Raw genomic sequence first — 17,498 nt, 5'->3', positions numbered from 1 at the left:
ACTACATTCTAACCAGGGGTGAACCCTTTTGAACAAGAAAAAACCAGTTACTCCGTTCGGATGGGCCATCAAACGACGGCTAACCGAACTTCAAGTGGACCAGAAGACCTTTTGTGAACAGCATGGCATCCCACCCTATCGTTTATCCAATCTTATTCACGGCACACGCAAAGCAACCCGATTCAGGCACCTGGTCGCTGATATTTTGGATATTCCAGATGAACTGAGATAAGATTTCTGCCAAAGGAGGGTCTCATCCATGAGACATGTTACATCCGATCTGGAGAGGCTGTCGTTCCAGTCCATACGTCACCAACTCATCATCGTTGATCACAATTGGATTATCCAAAGTTGTAACCGTGCCTGGCAACAGGGACTTGGTCAATGCTCACCTAACCCGGATATACACAGTAGTTATAGACATTACCTGCATCTGACGGAAGCCTGGGCAAAACGAGGCAAGAACGCTAACATGGCACTTGTCGCACAGAATTTGAAAGAACGCGGAATACCCTTTAATCGAAATCATACATATGACATCTGCGTGTATACTGTATACAACGAAAAGAGGTGGTTTCGTGTAGAACTCACCCCTCTATCTTATGCAAATTCAATTCTGGATACCAATCTCGCTTTGATTGCACACATGGATATTACCGAACAGAGAAAGACAGAACACCAATTGAAGAAGGCATTGTCTGAAGTGCGCACATTGCGCGGACTGCTGCCTATTTGCGCCGTCTGCAAACAAATCAAGGACGAAGAGGAACATTGGAACTCCGTTGAGAGTTATCTGGAGAAGCATACCCACGCCGAATTCACCCATGACATCTGTCCGGAATGCATCCGGCGGTTATATCCCAAATACTCGAATATCCTGGACAAGCGTTCCTGAAACCTTTCTCCACTCGCCGACTAACTACAACTATACGGAGAGATGATGTTCAAACTGCGACATATCCAGTTCTTGCGGTGTCCCGTGCAGGGTTATGGTTCCTTTGTCCATGATATAGATGTAATCTGCGGCACTTCGTACAAAATCGATACTCTGCTCTACCAGCAAAACCGAGAGGTTCCCCTTTGCCTTGAGCTGCAAAATAACCTGCCGAATGTCCTCCACGATAGAAGGCTGGATGCCTTCTGTCGGCTCATCAAGTAGCAACAACCCCGGACGCGAAGCCAATGCCCGGGCGAATGCCAACTGTTGCTGCTGTCCACCACTCAGATCCCCGCCCTGCCGTCCATACATCGTCGCAAGCACTGGAAACATCGCCAGTACATCCTCCGGGAACGTTTTTACTCCCGGCGCACTTGTCTCCAGACCGAGCAATAAGTTTTCTTTCACCGTAAGCTGCGGGAAAATTTCCCGCCCCTGCGGTACATAACCGATCCCTGCCCTTGCCCGCTTGGCTGTGTCCAAAGTGGATAACTCCTGATTTTGCCACTGAATACTGCCCTTGCGTGTTTTGAGCAACCCCATTAATGTTTTCATCAACGTTGTTTTCCCTACACCGTTACGGCCCATCAGACACACCACCTGTCCAGGCTGTACATCCAGGTTCACACCACGAAGCACATTGCTTTCCCCGTAGCCGGATTCAATTCGTTGCAGCGACAGCATGGTCATCCCTCCTTTTGCCCAGATACACTTCGGCCACTTTCGGATCTGCCTGTACCTCCACCATCGTACCTTCCTTCAGCAGTTTCCCTTCATGCATCACCGTTACCTTGGCTGCGAACTCTCGCACAAACTCCATATCATGCTCCACCACCACAACCGAGCGTTCACGCGCAATCTCTTGCAGAAGTCGCCCGGTCTTGTGTGTTTCTTCATCCGTCATGCCTGCGGCTGGTTCGTCCAGCAACAACACACGTGGCTCCTGGAGAAGCAGCATGCCGATCTCCAGCCACTGCTTCTCCCCATGTGATAATGCTCCTGCACGAGCATCAACGCGATCTTGCAGACCAATCTGGAGGGTAACATGCTCCATGGCAGCACTCATTTTCCCATATCGACGAATACCGATGGCTTGCAAAGGGGAACGGCGAGTCTCCGCCGCCAGCGTCAGATTCTCCTGCACCGTCAGACCTGCAAAGATCGATGGCGCCTGGAATTTGCGTCCCACACCTTTGCGAACAATCTGGTGCTCCTTCAGTCGTGTTAATTCCGTGCCATCCGCCATCTTCACCGAGCCGGACATGGGTTTTGTTTTGCCGCATATCACATCCAGCATCGTTGTTTTCCCAGCACCATTGGGTCCGATCAGAAAATGCAGGTCATGTTCATGCAGCTTCAGATTCATTCCTTTGACAGCAACGAACCCACCAAAGGCGACCGTAATATCCTCGGCTACCAACACCGCTGATTCCTCAGTAGACTTTAGGTTTTTCCCGAGTGACTTGGACATGCGCACTCTCTCCTCTCCGCTTCAGCAAGCGAACGACATGACGATACACACCTACAATTCCGTTTGGCATGAACAAAACTACTGTTACAAAGAGCCCACCAATGACAAACAGCCACCCTTCGGGATAAGCCTCACTTATGCCTGTTTTGGCTGCATTCAGCACCACCGCTCCGATGACCGCTCCAATAAGCGTACCGCGACCACCCAGCGCAACCCACAAGACCATCTCAATGGAGGGCACAATCCCCATCATGGATGGTGAGATAATACCCACCTGAAGAACAAACAACATGCCCGCGATGCCTGCAAGCGCACCGGAAAAAGCAAAAGCCAGCGTTTTATATCCTGCCGGATCATATCCGAGGAATCGCACCCGATTCTCTCCATCCCGCGCAGCTTCGAGCACTTGGCCGAACCGACTGTTCACCATTCGACGACAGAGCACATAAGCGATCACCAGAACGGCAAGCGTTATATAGTAGAGAACAATGGTTGTTCCAGCGGAATGAAGTGTAAAACCAAAGATCGAATTATATCCGGTAATGCCATTTGTTCCACCCGTCCATTCCTGTTTACCAACAAAGAGTGTTACCGTAATAAGAACCAAGGCTTGAGTCAGGATGGTAAAATAAACACCGGTGATCCGGTTACGGAACGTAAACCATCCCAGCGCAAAGGCGAGCAATGCCGGAAGGGCTATCCCCAATAACAGCGCCACCGGGAAAGAGCGAAACGGTTCCCAGAACCATGGCAGACCACTGAGACCACTCCATCCCATGAAGTCAGGAAGCGTTGCTCCACTGGCCTGAAGCTTCAGATACATCGCCATCGCGTACCCACCCAGACCAAAGAACACCCCATGCCCAAGACTCAGCACGCCCCCATAACCCCAGATCAGATCGAGACCGATGGCCAGGATCGCCAGTGCCAAAAACTTGGCTAACAGACTCAGACGAAACTCCGTGGACATCAGTGGAGCAAGACACATCATGATCAGTACAACCGCCCAAATAATCCTCATTTTCAGACTGCCAGTCTTGAGTAAAGCGGACATGAACTAACCCCCTTTTTCACGTTAATCGAGACTCCGTGTGCGCATCGCGACCAATCCGCGTGGTTTCCATTGCAGGAAAGCAACGATACATACAAACACAAGCACCTTGCCAATGGAGGCCGAGGTATAAGTTTCGAACAGCGTGTTGAACATACCAATCCCCAATGCACCACACACGGTTCCGACCAATTTCCCCACACCACCCAGGACAACGACCATGAAAGCATCCACAATATAATACGTACCAAGTGAAGGACCAATCGGACCAATGAGCGTTAATGCACAACCAGCAATTCCGGCAATGCCCGAACCAATCGCAAAGGTCATGCCATCCACCCGCCGGGTCGAAATCCCAAGACACCCCGCCATGCTCCGATTTTGCATTACAGCCCTCATTCGTCTTCCGGAAGATGTTCGATAGATATAGAGATACATACACAGCAGCACAACCGCAACCAGTGCGATAATGAAAATTCGTTTATACGGAAATACAATACCATCCGAGATCACCAATCCCCCATTGAGCCAAGCCGGACTGGATACTCCCACATTGGGTGCTCCGAATATTGTACGGGCCAGTTGTTGCAGCATCATGCCTACACCCCATGTCGCAAGCAGACTATCAAGCGGCCTGCCATACAGATGCCTGATCAACACCACTTCAAGCAACCAGCCAATCAGAGCCGCTACAATGAACGCAATCGGCATAGCCACAACAAAATAGGCACCAAACCACGCTGCTGGAGCATAGGACATGAACAAATTTTGTGTTACATACGTTGCATATGCACCGATCATGATCAGTTCACCGTGAGCCATATTGATGACATTCATCAGCCCAAACGTTACCGCCAGACCGAGTGCAATTAACAACAGAATTGAACTGATACTCAGACCGTTGAATATCTGCAGGATAAACATATCCATCGCTATCCCCTCCTCCATACCGTGAATCTCGATATTTCACATGACTTCAATTCGCACCAGCCTCACATTTCATATCACAGTAACGCTTTACCGCAATACTGTGAAAGGGTGTGTTGTCACACCCTCGTTTATGTTTCAGCTGCTTTGAAGCGAGTTGCCTGTTTTATTGCGAGGTTTCTATGTTATTTAGCGCTGAGGGAAACTCCCCATTCATACGTTTTCAGATAAGGGTCCGGCTTGACAGGCTCACCAGAATTCCACAATTCCTTGAACTGCCCATCTTCCTGCACCTCACCGATCCGTACGGTTTTGTAGATATGCTGATTCTCTCCATCCACAGTTACCTTACCTTCCGGGGCATCAAATTCCAGACCCTTGGCAGCTGCCTTCACCTTCTCTACGTCGGTTGATCCTGCTTTTTCCACTGCCGCCTTCCAGAGATAAACCGCCACATATCCCGCTTCAATCGGATCAGCTGTCACTCGATCAGCACCGTATTTTTCTTTATACTTGGCAACAAATGTAGCATTTTCAGGTGTATCGGTTGTCTGATAATAATTCCACGAAGCCAGATGTCCCTTCAGTACATCCGCGCCAATACCACGGATTTCTTCCTCCGCCACACTTACCGAGAGGGTTGTCATCTGATCCGAAGAGATTCCCGCATCCTTCAATTGTTTGAAGAAAGCTACATTACTGTCTCCGTTCAGCGTATTGTATACAATATCCGGCTTCGCAGCCTTGATTTTGCTAATGATGGTACTGTAATCGGTATGTCCCAGCGGTGTGTATTCTTCACCCACAACTTCGCCGCCTTCTGCTGCGAGTTGTGCCTTAATGACCTGATTGGCCGTTTTTGGGAATACATAATCGGAACCGAGCAAATAAAACGTCTTGCCCCTGTTCTCCAGTAACCAGGTTACGGATGGAACGATCTGTTGATTGGTTGTTGCTCCTGTATAAAAAATATTTGGCGACGATTCCAATCCCTCATATTGCACCGGGTAAAACAATAGACCTTTATTCTGTTCAAACACCGGGAGCATAGCCTTCCGACTTGCAGAGGTCCATCCACCAAATACAGCAGCAACCTTATCCTGTTGCAGTAACTTTCCAGCCTTCTCCGCAAAAGTAGGCCAATCCGAAGCGCCATCCTCAACTACAGGCTCGATCTGTTTACCCAAAACTCCGCCCGCGGCGTTGATCTCTTCGATGGCAAGCATCTCCGCATCTTTAACAGATACCTCACTGATCGCCATTGTTCCGCTGAGAGAGTGAAGAATGCCAACTTTAATCGTATCACCGGATGCAGCCGGCTCTCCTGTACCACCTGAACCCGAAGCTTCAGGCGGCGCAGTGCCCTCCACACATCCTGTCATCACAATGACCGCACCCAGCAAAATACTCCATAACTTGACCGACCTCTTCTTCAATAGCCTACACTCCCTTTTTTTAGTCTATTGACGAACATTAAGGTCATTTACGTCCGAAATGTTCGTTGATCCAAATTATGGAGGGTTCCTCCCTTCATGTCAATATAGCTTACATAATTTTATTTCATGCCTACTCGTTTCATGCATACTGCTAATATGTCTTGAAGCTTATTGACAAAGGATTCACCCTGTGTGAGTATATTTAACATACAATATGATCCATGAACATATCAGACATTATAAGCGAAAGGTCGGATTGCCTTGCACTGGACTGAGCAGGAAAAGGAAAAACTCCTGATTACCGTGGCCGCTAACCTCGCCCGTGAACGAAGAGCACGCGGACTCAAGTTGAATGTTCCCGAAGCCATCGCCTTGTTGACCTCCGAACTGATGGAACGAGCACGGGATGGAATGAGTGTTGCCGAATTAATGAGATACGGAGGCACCATCCTGACACGTGAAGACTGTATGAGTGGTGTTCCCGATATGATTCCTGAAGTACAGGTAGAAGCCACATTTCCTGACGGTACAAAACTGGTTACCGTACATGAACCTATACGCTGAGAAAGGCAGGAGAAACCATGATTCCTGGTGAATACCGTTTGAAGCCAGATGACGACATCATCTGTCATCCGGATCGTTTAACCATACGCCTCCTTGTCCTTAACCGCGGCGACCGCCCCGTCCAAGTCGGCTCTCACGTTCACTTCTATGAAGTTAATGCAGCACTGGACTTTGATCGCACGTCAGCTTTTGGACATCGCCTGCATATTCCGGCAGGCACCGCAGTCCGCTTCGAACCCGGTGAAGAGAAACCTGTTGAACTCACGACCTTTGGCGGCAAACGCCAGATTCACGGGTTCAACGGATTAACCGAAGGCTCTGCGGATCAAGCCCCCGATCCAGTGAAACTGGAGGCATTCCTGAAGACGTTCTCCCCTCCCATACAAGATGGAGGTGAACCTTCATGAAACGAATGAGCCGTGAACAATACGCGTCGATGTTTGGACCGACAACCGGCGATGCCGTAAGACTTGCAGATACCGAACTATGGGCAGAGATTGAACATGATTATGCCGTCTACGGAGACGAGAGCAAATTCGGGGGTGGCAAAGTTATCCGCGACGGGATGGGCCAGTCTACTACTGCTCTGCGAAGCGACGGCACCCCTGATACTGTCATCACTAACGCTATCATTATCGATCATTGGGGCATTGTAAAAGCGGATATCGGCATTCGGGATGGTCACATCTGCGCCATTGGCAAATCCGGTAACCCGGATACAATGGATGGTGTTCATCCCGTACTGGTCATCGGTGCTTCCACCGAAATCATCGCCGGGGAAGGCATGATTGTAACCGCTGGCGGCATTGATACCCATATTCATTTCATCTGCCCACAGCAGATTCAGACTGCGTTATCCTCCGGGGTCACGACCATGATTGGCGGCGGAACAGGACCAGCAACAGGAACCAAAGCCACCACCTGCACACCAGGGGCCTGGCACATTCACCGGATGCTGGAGTCCGCAGAAGCTTTTCCCATGAACATCGGTTACCTCGGCAAAGGCAACAGCTCCAGCACCGCACCTTTAATCGAACAGATTGAAGCGGGTGTCATCGGTCTGAAGCTGCATGAGGATTGGGGAACTACCCCGAGCGCTATCGATGCCTGCCTGACTGCCGCGGGTGAACATGATGTTCAAGTCGCTATCCATACCGATACCCTGAACGAAACCGGATTTCTCGAAAATACTCTGGCCGCAATCAACGGCCGGACGATCCACACGTACCATACGGAAGGCGCTGGTGGCGGACACGCACCGGATATTATTCGGGCCGCTGGGGAGTCCTACGTTATCCCCTCATCAACCAATCCAACACGACCGTACACACGCAACACTGTAGAAGAGCATCTCGATATGTTGATGGTGTGTCATCACCTGGACCCTTCCATCCCGGAAGATGTGGCTTTCGCTGATTCGCGGATTCGTCCCGAAACAATCGCAGCCGAAGACATTTTGCATGATCTTGGCGTGTTCAGCATCATCAGTTCCGATTCACAGGCCATGGGCCGAGTGGGTGAAGTCATTATCCGCACTTGGCAGACAGCCGACAAAATGAAAAAACAGCGCGGCAAACTTGAACTCAACCTGGATTCCCCCTCCGATAACGATCGGATCAAGCGATATGTCGCCAAGTACACCATCAATCCAGCTATCGCACACGGAATCGGACACCTCGTCGGTTCGGTGGAAGTCGGAAAGCTGGCAGATCTAATCATCTGGAAACCAGCTTACTTCGGAGTTAAACCCGAGATTGTCATCAAGGGTGGCATGATTACATTTGCCCAGATGGGTGATCCTAATGCGTCCATCCCGACACCTCAGCCCGTATTTGGCAGACCCATGTTCGGAGCTTATGGTAGCGCCATTGCCAGCGGATCGATCACCTTTGTCTCCCAAGCCGCAGCAGATGCGGGGATCAAAGAGTCATTGGGCCTGAAGAAACGGGTCGAACCCGTCAAAGGCTGCCGCTCGGTCAGCAAAAAAGACATGATTCACAACGACGTCACCCCTGTCATTGAAGTCGATCCTGAGACCTATGAGGTACGCGCCGACGGCGAGCTTCTCACCTGTGAACCCGCAGACGAGTTGCCTATGGCACAGCGGTACTTTATGTTTTGATAGGAATACGGATTAGCTGATAAGGGGGCACTCATGATGAACAGTGGCACAAAGCTACTCCGTTATGTTCAGCTGCTGGATTCAGCCCTGCCCATTGGTGGTTTTTCCCATTCCTTCGGTCTGGAAGCTTACACACATGATGGCACCGTGCAAAATACCGCGCAGCTTGAACAGTTTATTCGCAGCCAGCTTCATTCCAATCTTGTACGACTAGATGGTCTTTCCATCAAAGGCGTCTATCAGGCGATAAAACAGCAAGATGCCGCTCTACTTGCCCTGTATGATAAACGTGTCCACGCCCAGCGCTCCCCTCGGGAACTCAGGGAAAGCGGCCACAAAATGGGAAAGCGACTGCTCAAGCTGGCCCGCTCACTCTATCCATGGATGGACTTTTCCCTGATTGATGAGGCCATCCGGGAATACGGCGCGTATTGCGGCATCACGACCATTCACGGTTATATCAACTATCAATTGGAGATTGAATTGGATGAAGCCGTTACCGGGCATCTGTATACCTCGGTGAACGCTTATGTGAACAGCGCACTTCGCCTGCTGCCCATCGGACAAACCGAAGCGCAGATGTTGATTCAGAAACTGCTTGATGATATCGAAGCGGAATGGGCTCTCATGCGGGACAATGACCCGGAAGATATGCACAGCTTCGGAATCGCCCAGGAAATCTACGCCATGCGGCATGAGACCTTACCCGCGCGGCTGTTTATGTCTTAACATCAACTTTTATATAACCAAGGAGGAATTGTTATGTGTGGAGGAGCTAATCATACGCATCATCCGGAGTGGGAACGCAAGGCATTTGATCGGAGTCGTCCGATGAGAATTGGAATTGGTGGACCGGTAGGTTCAGGTAAAACAGCCCTTGTGGAGAAGCTTTCCAAGGCACTGCGTACACGTTATAGCCTTGCTGTCATCACCAATGACATTTATACCAAGGAAGATGCCGAGATTTTGCTGCGTCAGAATGCATTGGCACCAGAGCGTATTATCGGCGTAGAGACAGGCGGATGCCCGCATACCGCTATTCGTGAGGACGCCTCCATGAATTTTGAAGCGGTTGATGAGTTAATTGAACGTTTCCCGGATCTGCAACTGATCTTCATCGAGAGCGGCGGCGACAATCTCTCTGCTGCATTCAGTCCGGAACTGGCCGATGTGTTCATCTACATTATCGACGTTGCCCAAGGGGAGAAACTTCCTCGCAAAGGCGGTCCCGGCATCACACGTTCAGATCTGCTGTTAATCAACAAAACCGACCTCGCCCCTTACGTTGGAGCAAGCCTGGAAGTTATGAAAAATGATACCGAGCGGGTACGCGAAGGCCGTCCTTATGTCATGTCTAATCTAATGAGCGGTGAAGGTGTATCCGAGATTGTCCACTGGCTTGAACATCAGTATATGGATGACGATGCTTCCGCTGCACATCTGCATTCACACAGCCATGAACATGGCACTCACTCACATTAATTCATCTTCTGTTCCCACCGGGACAGAGATGAATCGGAACGAAAGTACAGGTGAGCCCGTCACGCGCCGCAGCGAGCTTCGGGCCACCTTTGCCTTTCAAGGCGAGCGGACGGTTATGACCGATCGTTATTACAGCGCCCCTCTCCGGTTTAGCCGATCCTTTCGACCTCCCGGAGGCGGAACCGAATTATGTGTGTACACGTCAGACGTCTCTCCCGGAGTCCTTAACGGGGATCATTATCATTCTGAGTGGGAATTAGGCGAAGGCACGCATGTCATGCTGAGCAGCACATCAGCGACCAGACTTCATCCTACACCTTCCATTCCCTCATCCGTTAATCATCACTTTCGGTTGGGAAAAGGGGCCACGCTGGAATACTTCCCGGAATGCGTCATTCCCTTCAAGGGAAGTTCTTCTTCACTCGCTGTAACCTTTGAGCTGGAAGAACAGGCCATTCTTGCCTATGCAGATATCTGGTCTGCCGGACGGATTCATCGGGGTGAAGCGTTCCAGTTCGAACGCTACCGCAGCTTGACGGAGATATGGCAAGGTAAGCAACTGGCTGTCTGGGATCGCTTCGGACTCGTACCAGAAACCGATGACCCCAAACACTCAGCGTCCCTCCTTCACTACACTCATACCGCTGCATTGTGGATAATCGCCCCGGGGCTTGGCACTGTGGAGTTGGAGCAAGTCCGATCCGCCCTGCCACCCGATGGACGAATGCTCGCAGGTGCAAGTTTGCTGGCAACCGGAGGCATCGGCGTTCGACTCCTTGGCATGGCAGCTTGGGAGCTTCAGGAGCAGTGTCTTCATATATGGAACACACTCCGCCCCCAGCTGCTTGGCAAAGAAACTCTTGTCTTTCGTAAATAAGGGCATGAAGCTTGCATGGTTAATACAAAAAAACCTCTGAACTGTCTCCGAGTGTGTTCGGATTAGTCCAGAGGTTTTTGTACATTCTGTCTATGGATGCTGCTCATATCACTTACGCTTCGTTTTCCTCAGAATCGTTCTCTGATTTGTTCTCAGGTTTGTAGCGATAGTCGCCTGCATCCTTACTTTCCTTCGATTTGCGGTAACGGGTGAACTCAATATATTCGCTGATAAAAGACTGTTCCACAGTCGATAATTCACTTTCTTGGCAATTCAATTGCCGCAAAACGTCAAAAAAATAATCCTCCCGTTTTTCCCGAACCATCGCTTCCTTCGATGGACGTCCAATCATGAGCCAGTCGAGGCTCACATCAAAAAACGAAGCAATCTCAATTAGTTTATTCGTACTCGGAATAGACTTGCCACGTTTCCAATCACCCAGATTGCCTGTGCTAATCTTCAGCTGTTGGCAGAAAGCCTTCTTGGTCATTCCTCGTTCGGCAATCAGGTGTTCAATTCGCTCATAGATCGACTGCATACAAGAACCGCCTTCCAACCGTAATAATCAACTCATCTGCTTGAATTATACCACATTATTCCTGAATGCTCAGCCTTTATATGCCCGGAACAGGATGAGGTATATCGTATAACACAAAGATAGACTCCCATGAATGATCATAGAAGTCTATCTTATATTGTTGCTGTGATGCGGTCGAGAGGACTCGAACCTCCACGGGTATACACCCACTACCCCCTCAAGATAGCGTGTCTGCCATTCCACCACGACCGCATATTCAATTGTAAAAATGGTGAGCCATGAAGGGCTCGAACCTTCGACACCCTGATTAAAAGTCAGGTGCTCTACCAACTGAGCTAATGGCTCTTGCTGTAAACTTCACCGGATGTGCCATGCTTCATTCTTGTCTATAAGAGCAATGACTTTGAGGATTACTCATCGAAAATGTAGATCTCATGAGGTGGTGAAGATATGACCCGTAGGGGATTCGAACCCCTGTTACCTCCGTGAAAGGGAGGTGTCTTAACCCCTTGACCAACGGGCCTTAATATCAAGTTGTCTTTCTTGGCGACAAGAATGAGTATACCACAGGACAATTTGAACTTGCAATACTTTTTTTGAAATTTATTTTTCAAGTCTTTTTGTCCATTGTATACTGCTCTTTAGAGCCCCTTTATTAGCCACCTCCCCATTCATGCCAGTGTCATCCCCGTACAGGAACAATGTAAACCATTCATCAAAACACTTACAAAAACTTACGTTCACTTATAACATTGCAAATCACATTAAGAAAACTTATAATTAAAGTATCAGTATAAGTACGGTCATCCATACCCTTGGAGGTGACATGTTTGTTTCAAGAAGAACGAATGCAGCTCATTGTTGAACATCTTCACAAACACAATCGCATCTCAGCTGATGATATTGTCACTTTGTTTGATGTATCACGAGATACTGCTCGCAGGGATCTGATCAAGCTCGAGGAACAGGATGCCATTATCCGAACACGTGGCGGTGCAATTCTCCCCCCTCCTCCGCAAAAGTTCAGATCCTACAAAGACCGTTTACTCGATGTATCTGAGGAAAAAAGAGCCATTGGCAAACTCGCGGCCGCTATTGTAAGACAAGGCGAGATCATTATTCTGGATTCTTCCACGACCGTGCAGGCCTGTGCCGAGAACTTAGATGGCAAATCCTGTACCGTCATTACCAATTCGATTCATTCCGCTGATCTTCTCTCCAATCACACGGCTGTCCAGATTCGTTTGCTCGGTGGCAAAGTGGATAAGGAACAACGTTATGTCTATGGTACCTCTGTGATCGAGACACTCTCCCACTATTATGTAGATAAAGCCTTTATCGGAATTGGCGGTATCACCATGGACGGCTTCAGTGCTTCCGAAGAGGAAGGTAAAATTAAACACCAAATGATGAAAGCTGCCAAGAAAGTCATTGTTCTTGCAGATCAATCCAAATTTGATAGACGTTATGGTTATCGTTTTGCCGACTGGTCATTGGTGGATGTATTGATTACGGACCAATGGCCAACCAAAGATTGGCTTGTTTTTCTAGCCGAACAACAGGTTGAGATTCTCATTCCTGAACCTACAGATGATAAGGAGTTGTAAATATATGAAATTATTTGCCACAGATTTAGATGGAACTTTGTTGAACATAGATAGCCAGATTAGCCCGGAGAATGCCGCAGCTATCCAAAAGGCCCAGCAATCCGGTATGAAAGTTACCATTGCAACAGGACGCGTCTATTCCGATGTTGTGACCATCAGCCGCGAAGGCGGAATCAAAACCCCGATTATCGGCTCCAACGGAGCGACAATTCATGATGCAGACGGTGAACGTTTATTCCATCTTCCGCTCGAGCGTGACACAGCAGCTTCCGTCATGCAGTGGCTGGAAGATCATGATGTCTATTATGAGGCTTCAACGCAACAAGGCATCTATGCCCCGCGTAGCAGTCATGAGACCTTGCTCGCCGAGATGGAACGTGTTCTTGGTTCAAACCCTGGTGAGGACATTGCACGCATGATTCGCTCCATCAAGAAACACTATGACAAAAAAGACTACCACCGCGTAAACAGTCACCTCGAAATTCCGGCAGAAGCCTACATCTATAATATTATGGCCTTCTCCATGAATCCGGACAAAGTAAAGACAGGACGAGAATACTTCGCTTCCCGATCCGATGTCGCTATGGTTGTATCCTTTGAGCACAACTTCGAAATGCAGCACCCGGACGTATCCAAAGGTAATGCCCTCACCAAACTGGCGGCTCACCTGAACATCTCCATGGAAGATACAGTAGCGATCGGTGATAACTTCAACGATGTCTCCATGTTAAAAATGGCAGGACTCGGCATCGCCATGGGTAATGGCGAACCCGAAATCCAGGCATTAGCCAAAGCCATAACGCTGACCAATGTGGAGCACGGTGTTGCCCATGCCATCGAGTGCCTGCTTGAAGGTAAACCGGTGTCCCGTCCAGAAACGATAGTCGGAGAAGGTCAGTAATTGAACCCATACTGAATTAAGCACTGAACCTGCATGGTCGCCTGTTGAGCCATGCAGGTTCGTTTCATTTCAACTCCGCAGATCGAACGTGAGGCACGTCCTGTAACAAAATAATCAGTTGCTCGCCCCGGTATGAACCCGGTAGTTGCAACGTGAACTCAAGCACAGTCTCTTCCACGGAGTCCGTGCTTGTTTGCTGTTCAGTCTTAAATCCGATGACCGAGATCTTCTCCTGTCCCAGCAGTGCCAAAACAGTCTTCAGGGCCTCTCCTTCATTTTGCAGATGGATGGTTAAAGTCTCTGTTCGGGCGGATACCAGCCAACGTGTGGGTCTATGCAGTAACATCTGTGCCACGACAATAAGCAGTGTCACGCCTGCACCCGTCCAATACAGACCTGAACCCACAGCAAGTCCCATGCCTGCCGTAGCCCATATGCCAGCCGCTGTGGTCAATCCCCTGACCGTATGCCGTTGTGTGAAGATCATCCCTGCTCCAATGAACCCCACTCCACTAACAACTTGTGCAGCAATCCTTGAAGGGTCAAGAGACAGATTGGCCCAGCCAGCCTGATCCTGGAATCCATACTTCGACACAATCATCATCAGGGCTGCACCTACAGCAACCACAAAATGAGTACGAATTCCCGCCTCTTTCATTCGATTCTTGCGCTCATATCCGATTAACACACCACATATTCCAGCTATGAGTACACGCATTAAATATTCCAATTCCATGCACATCACCCCTTTCAATATGTATATGCTTACATGTGTCTATCTTTACTATTACCCAATCTTTCCGTGGCTACATAAGTTGAACTAAAGATTATTTACACTAGCACTACGATGACAGAACAACCTTCCAATCGCTGTTATCCCCAGATTTTTTCCATTCCCTTTCCTAGAGGGGAAAATCCGGGGATAGCGTATGCTTCCGATGTAGCTTTCTTCCAGAAAGCTTTTAGGCGAGTGTATGCTTTCGAAGTAGCTTTCTTACAGAAAGCTTTTAGCTTCGCTTTTTCAGGTTTTTTCTGCCTCTCCGTTATCGTGTAAATGATTAATTCAACTTATATAATAAAAAGCCTCAACTCACGTTAATTCTCTGCCCGGAAATTTCCCCCTTGTCTCTTGCCCAATCCGAAATAATGTCTGAAATTATATATCAGCGGATGCCATTCCTCTGGATTAATCTTGTTCGGTCCAGAGATTAGCCTTGTGTGCGCATGCACCTTCAACGCTTTCACTTCGACAATCGCCATGAACGGTGTATGTTCGGGAATACGTATGTGTTGTACAGCCGCTTCAATCTGGAGTGGACATTCAACTATTTTATCTGGAACCACCTGAACCGAGCATTCGGATGTCAGTCCAGCTACAGTGAATTTATCATGACAGTATTCATAGCCCATCTGCCTTTTCTCCTCAGGAACCGGGTTAACTCCCGTATAACGACCCAATGCCTCAACCTTTCTCCACATGGTCGCATCTGGTAAATTAATCACACACTCCGGATGTCGACTCAGATTCTCATAGGCTTTGCCCTGTGTACCCAGACCGAGAACGAGACAGTCCCCCAGCGCCCAAGATGAGGACAGTGGAGACAAGTTGGTTGACCCATCCTCATTTAATGTACTTAGCAGCAATACAGGCGTACCATAATATAAAATACTGGGATTAATCGTTTCATGTCGTACCACTGCGGAAATTTTGTTCAACTGCTCAGTAGCAGTGTCCGTTTTCATTATCTTGTTCATCTTTTACCTCTCCTGTTCCAATCCATTCGTTTATAAGCTCCATCTGACCCGTATGGGACGATACAACAGAATTGTAATACAGTAATAGTTCAGATATGATCGAAGTATGAATGTATATCCGAATATTACTGTTATTGCGTCGTTAATCGCTGATCCAAGTCGCTCCATTTTTCTGTCATCCTTACTGGATGGTCGGGCTTTGCCCGCAGGAGAGCTTGCTCATATGGCAGGCGTCACGCCCCAGACGGCAAGCAGTCATCTCGCCAAACTCGTAGAAGGAGGATTATTGGAAGTTGAACAGCAAGGCCGTCACCGATACTACCGTCTTGCAAACAAGGAAATTGCTAATCTAATTGAAACGATGGCCAGTATTGCCCCGCCTGTACTGATCCGTTCTCTCAAACAATCCAATCAGCTTCAACAACTGAGTCATGCACGGACCTGTTATGGTCATCTGGCCGGGAAATTGGGAATCTCGCTCTGTGAAGCCTTAATACAGAAGGGGTATCTTTCAGAGCCCGAAGAGGCACACAGCAAGGATTATCAAGTTACAGAGAAAGGAATACAGTGGTTCACTACGTTTGGAATTAAACTTCAGATGAAGCCAGGATCACGCCGTGCCATCGCTCGCAAATGTCTGGATTGGAGCGAACGCCGTCATCATCTCTCAGGCATGCTTGGGGAACAACTCAGACATCGATTATCGGAACTGGACTGGATTCGTCAAAAAACAGGAAGTCGCTCTGTCGAAGTAACGGAAGCAGGCAAGAAAGGTTTATACGAGGTGTTGAACATTTCACTTTAAGCAGAAGCGTACACGAGGGATAAGCAAAGATCAGTAAACGCAAAAAATCCCCTTCACACTGACCGTTAACCGATCTAATGTGAAGAGGATTTTTTGTCAATCGGAACGGAGAGAGAGGGTTACTCTCACTTCGTTCGAGACTGCGGAGTATTGCTAACGAAGCTTTTGCTCCGACGAACCTTTAGGGTTCTCATCCCTTTGCAGAGAAGTTTAATTCAGAACGGAGAGAGAGGGATTCGAACCCTCGCACCGCTTACGCAGTCTAACCCCTTAGCAGAGGGTCCCCTTATAGCCACTTGGGTATCTCTCCAAGAAATGGCTCCCCGAACAGGGCTCGAACCTGTGACAACTCGATTAACAGTCGAGTGCTCTACCAACTGAGCTATCAGGGAAAATTAACTTGAATAAGATTAATCTATCATGATTAATAATCCAAGTCAACATGCCTTCCATCACTTTCTTTAATACATTGAACGATACTCACATCAGATATTCTGAAGCCCCAGTTTTCCCGCGCAACGACCACAACGGTAACGCTTCGGATCTATTTTCCGCTTGCGCAAATATTCCGTACCACAGCTCTTGCATACCAGCTTATAACGATATGGCAGCGGCTTTCTGCCTTTGCCGTCAGGAAGGGATTGGCAGTAACGCGAACCACCTACCTTTTGCAATAAAGCCTTGAATTCCGGATCACGATGCTGATAACCGCGCCCACGAATATGCAGATGATAGTGACACAGCTCATGCTTGATTATTTTCTCAACCTCATCTCGCCCATAGGCTTCGAGTTGATGCGGATTGATTTCAATCCGGTGACTTTTGAGCATATAACGCCCACCCGTAGTGGTCAGGCGACTGTTAAACAACGCTTCATGGGTGAACGGTACTCCGAAATGATCCAGTGATACCTGTTCAATCCATTGTTGCAATTCCTCATTTTCCATCGGTATCCTCTCCTTGCACCCCCTCGGAGCATTTGTTTTTCCGGCATAATACTTGAATTTTAACCGTTTCGTAGGCTA

At 48.7% G+C, this 17,498-nt stretch carries 20 protein-coding genes and 5 tRNA genes; 11 read left to right on the top strand and 14 right to left on the bottom strand.

Going from position 1 to position 17,498, the window contains the following annotated elements; all coding sequences use genetic code 11:
* Window positions 1-28 precede the first annotated feature (28 nt).
* The gene (locus ACETMN_RS07290; RefSeq protein ID WP_017690011.1) at window positions 29-232 is read left to right on the top strand and encodes a hypothetical protein; all 204 of its coding nucleotides are present in this window, start codon (window positions 29-31) and stop codon (window positions 230-232) included.
* A 27-nt stretch (window positions 233-259) separates the two neighbouring features.
* The gene (locus ACETMN_RS07285; protein ID WP_091015300.1) at window positions 260-895 is read left to right on the top strand and encodes a hypothetical protein; all 636 of its coding nucleotides are present in this window, start codon (window positions 260-262) and stop codon (window positions 893-895) included.
* A gap of 30 nt (window positions 896-925) precedes the next feature.
* On the opposite strand, the gene urtE is transcribed toward ACETMN_RS07285, so the two are convergent.
* The 5 genes from urtE to urtA form a co-directional block, all read right to left on the bottom strand.
* A complete protein-coding gene (urtE, locus tag ACETMN_RS07280) occupies window positions 926-1,621 on the bottom strand; it encodes an urea ABC transporter ATP-binding subunit UrtE (RefSeq protein WP_076209466.1) in 696 nt (231 codons plus the stop codon).
* The gene (urtD, locus tag ACETMN_RS07275; protein WP_091015301.1) at window positions 1,599-2,408 is read right to left on the bottom strand and encodes an urea ABC transporter ATP-binding protein UrtD; all 810 of its coding nucleotides are present in this window, start codon (window positions 2,406-2,408) and stop codon (window positions 1,599-1,601) included. The genes urtE and urtD overlap by 23 nt, the downstream gene beginning before the upstream one ends.
* A complete protein-coding gene (gene urtC, locus ACETMN_RS07270; RefSeq protein WP_091015303.1) occupies window positions 2,371-3,462 on the bottom strand; it encodes an urea ABC transporter permease subunit UrtC in 1,092 nt (363 codons plus the stop codon). The genes urtD and urtC overlap by 38 nt, the downstream gene beginning before the upstream one ends.
* Window positions 3,463-3,483: 21 nt before the next feature.
* Entirely contained in the window at window positions 3,484-4,389 is a 906-nt protein-coding gene (urtB, locus tag ACETMN_RS07265) for an urea ABC transporter permease subunit UrtB (protein ID WP_091015304.1), read from the bottom strand.
* A 182-nt stretch (window positions 4,390-4,571) separates the two neighbouring features.
* The gene (urtA, locus tag ACETMN_RS07260) at window positions 4,572-5,822 is read right to left on the bottom strand and encodes an urea ABC transporter substrate-binding protein (protein ID WP_192133145.1); all 1,251 of its coding nucleotides are present in this window, start codon (window positions 5,820-5,822) and stop codon (window positions 4,572-4,574) included.
* Window positions 5,823-6,083: 261 nt separating this feature from the next.
* On the opposite strand from urtA, the gene ACETMN_RS07255 reads away from it, so the two are divergent.
* From ACETMN_RS07255 to ACETMN_RS07230, 6 genes are read left to right on the top strand one after another with little or no spacing between them, the layout of a single operon-like run.
* On the top strand, window positions 6,084-6,386 hold the full coding sequence (locus ACETMN_RS07255; RefSeq protein ID WP_091015308.1) for an urease subunit gamma: 303 nt from the start codon (window positions 6,084-6,086) through the stop codon (window positions 6,384-6,386).
* A 17-nt stretch (window positions 6,387-6,403) separates the two neighbouring features.
* Window positions 6,404-6,793 (top strand): urease subunit beta, encoded by a 390-nt coding sequence (locus ACETMN_RS07250; protein WP_149846382.1) that lies wholly within the window; start codon window positions 6,404-6,406, stop codon window positions 6,791-6,793.
* Window positions 6,790-8,508, top strand: coding sequence for an urease subunit alpha (ureC, locus tag ACETMN_RS07245; protein WP_411735943.1), 1,719 nt, complete (start codon window positions 6,790-6,792; stop codon window positions 8,506-8,508). Before ACETMN_RS07250 ends, ureC begins: the two co-directional genes overlap by 4 nt.
* 36 nt (window positions 8,509-8,544) lie before the next feature.
* Window positions 8,545-9,237 carry an urease accessory protein UreF gene (locus ACETMN_RS07240; RefSeq protein WP_179198468.1) on the top strand — a complete coding sequence of 231 codons (693 nt, stop codon included), beginning with the start codon at window positions 8,545-8,547 and terminating at the stop codon, window positions 9,235-9,237.
* A 33-nt stretch (window positions 9,238-9,270) separates the two neighbouring features.
* Window positions 9,271-9,990, top strand: coding sequence for an urease accessory protein UreG (gene ureG / locus ACETMN_RS07235; protein ID WP_017690021.1), 720 nt, complete (start codon window positions 9,271-9,273; stop codon window positions 9,988-9,990).
* Window positions 9,908-10,867: an urease accessory protein UreD gene (locus ACETMN_RS07230; RefSeq protein WP_143786495.1), complete on the top strand. Its 960-nt coding sequence runs from the start codon at window positions 9,908-9,910 to the stop codon at window positions 10,865-10,867. The genes ureG and ACETMN_RS07230 overlap by 83 nt, the downstream gene beginning before the upstream one ends.
* Before the next feature lie 112 nt (window positions 10,868-10,979).
* Here the strand turns inward: ACETMN_RS07230 and ACETMN_RS07225 are convergent, their stop codons facing one another.
* The 4 genes from ACETMN_RS07225 to ACETMN_RS07210 all read right to left on the bottom strand — a co-directional run bounded on the left by ACETMN_RS07225 (window position 10,980) and on the right by ACETMN_RS07210 (window position 11,928).
* Complete coding sequence (locus ACETMN_RS07225) at window positions 10,980-11,405, bottom strand: helix-turn-helix domain-containing protein (protein ID WP_036610863.1); 426 nt, start codon at window positions 11,403-11,405, stop codon at window positions 10,980-10,982.
* 169 nt (window positions 11,406-11,574) lie between these two features.
* Window positions 11,575-11,657, bottom strand: a tRNA-Leu gene (locus ACETMN_RS07220).
* 17 nt (window positions 11,658-11,674) lie between these two features.
* Window positions 11,675-11,750: transfer RNA gene (locus tag ACETMN_RS07215), tRNA-Lys, on the bottom strand.
* Window positions 11,751-11,856: 106 nt separating this feature from the next.
* Window positions 11,857-11,928, bottom strand: a tRNA-Glu gene (locus tag ACETMN_RS07210).
* Between the two features lie 307 nt (window positions 11,929-12,235).
* Here ACETMN_RS07210 and ACETMN_RS07205 point away from each other — a divergent pair.
* Complete coding sequence (locus tag ACETMN_RS07205) at window positions 12,236-13,012, top strand: DeoR/GlpR family DNA-binding transcription regulator (RefSeq protein ID WP_091015316.1); 777 nt, start codon at window positions 12,236-12,238, stop codon at window positions 13,010-13,012.
* 4 nt (window positions 13,013-13,016) lie between these two features.
* The gene (locus tag ACETMN_RS07200; protein WP_036610865.1) at window positions 13,017-13,913 is read left to right on the top strand and encodes a Cof-type HAD-IIB family hydrolase; all 897 of its coding nucleotides are present in this window, start codon (window positions 13,017-13,019) and stop codon (window positions 13,911-13,913) included.
* Window positions 13,914-13,977: 64 nt separating this feature from the next.
* Here ACETMN_RS07200 and ACETMN_RS07195 read toward each other — a convergent pair whose 3' ends face one another.
* Both ACETMN_RS07195 and ACETMN_RS07190 read right to left on the bottom strand, forming a co-directional pair.
* On the bottom strand, window positions 13,978-14,649 hold the full coding sequence (locus ACETMN_RS07195; RefSeq protein WP_091015318.1) for an MgtC/SapB family protein: 672 nt from the start codon (window positions 14,647-14,649) through the stop codon (window positions 13,978-13,980).
* Between the two features lie 359 nt (window positions 14,650-15,008).
* Complete coding sequence (locus tag ACETMN_RS07190; RefSeq protein ID WP_091015320.1) at window positions 15,009-15,668, bottom strand: flavin reductase family protein; 660 nt, start codon at window positions 15,666-15,668, stop codon at window positions 15,009-15,011.
* A 106-nt stretch (window positions 15,669-15,774) separates the two neighbouring features.
* Between ACETMN_RS07190 and ACETMN_RS07185 the strand changes: the two genes are divergently transcribed.
* Window positions 15,775-16,473 carry an ArsR/SmtB family transcription factor gene (locus ACETMN_RS07185; protein ID WP_091015322.1) on the top strand — a complete coding sequence of 233 codons (699 nt, stop codon included), beginning with the start codon at window positions 15,775-15,777 and terminating at the stop codon, window positions 16,471-16,473.
* Between the two features lie 221 nt (window positions 16,474-16,694).
* Here the strand turns inward: ACETMN_RS07185 and ACETMN_RS07180 are convergent.
* The 3 genes from ACETMN_RS07180 to ACETMN_RS07170 all read right to left on the bottom strand — a co-directional run bounded on the left by ACETMN_RS07180 (window position 16,695) and on the right by ACETMN_RS07170 (window position 17,420).
* A tRNA-Ser gene (locus ACETMN_RS07180) sits at window positions 16,695-16,783 on the bottom strand.
* Between the two features lie 6 nt (window positions 16,784-16,789).
* A tRNA-Asn gene (locus ACETMN_RS07175) sits at window positions 16,790-16,865 on the bottom strand.
* A 93-nt stretch (window positions 16,866-16,958) separates the two neighbouring features.
* The gene (locus ACETMN_RS07170) at window positions 16,959-17,420 is read right to left on the bottom strand and encodes a SprT family protein (protein ID WP_036669054.1); all 462 of its coding nucleotides are present in this window, start codon (window positions 17,418-17,420) and stop codon (window positions 16,959-16,961) included.
* Window positions 17,421-17,498 lie beyond the last annotated feature (78 nt).

The sequence above is a fragment of the Paenibacillus sp. M2 genome (genome assembly GCF_046713495.1).
GTDB classification, from domain to species: Bacteria; Bacillota; Bacilli; order Paenibacillales; family Paenibacillaceae; genus Paenibacillus; species Paenibacillus amylolyticus_B.
Note: the sequence above shows the minus strand (reverse complement) of the source record. Positions and strands in the feature narration are given on the sequence as shown.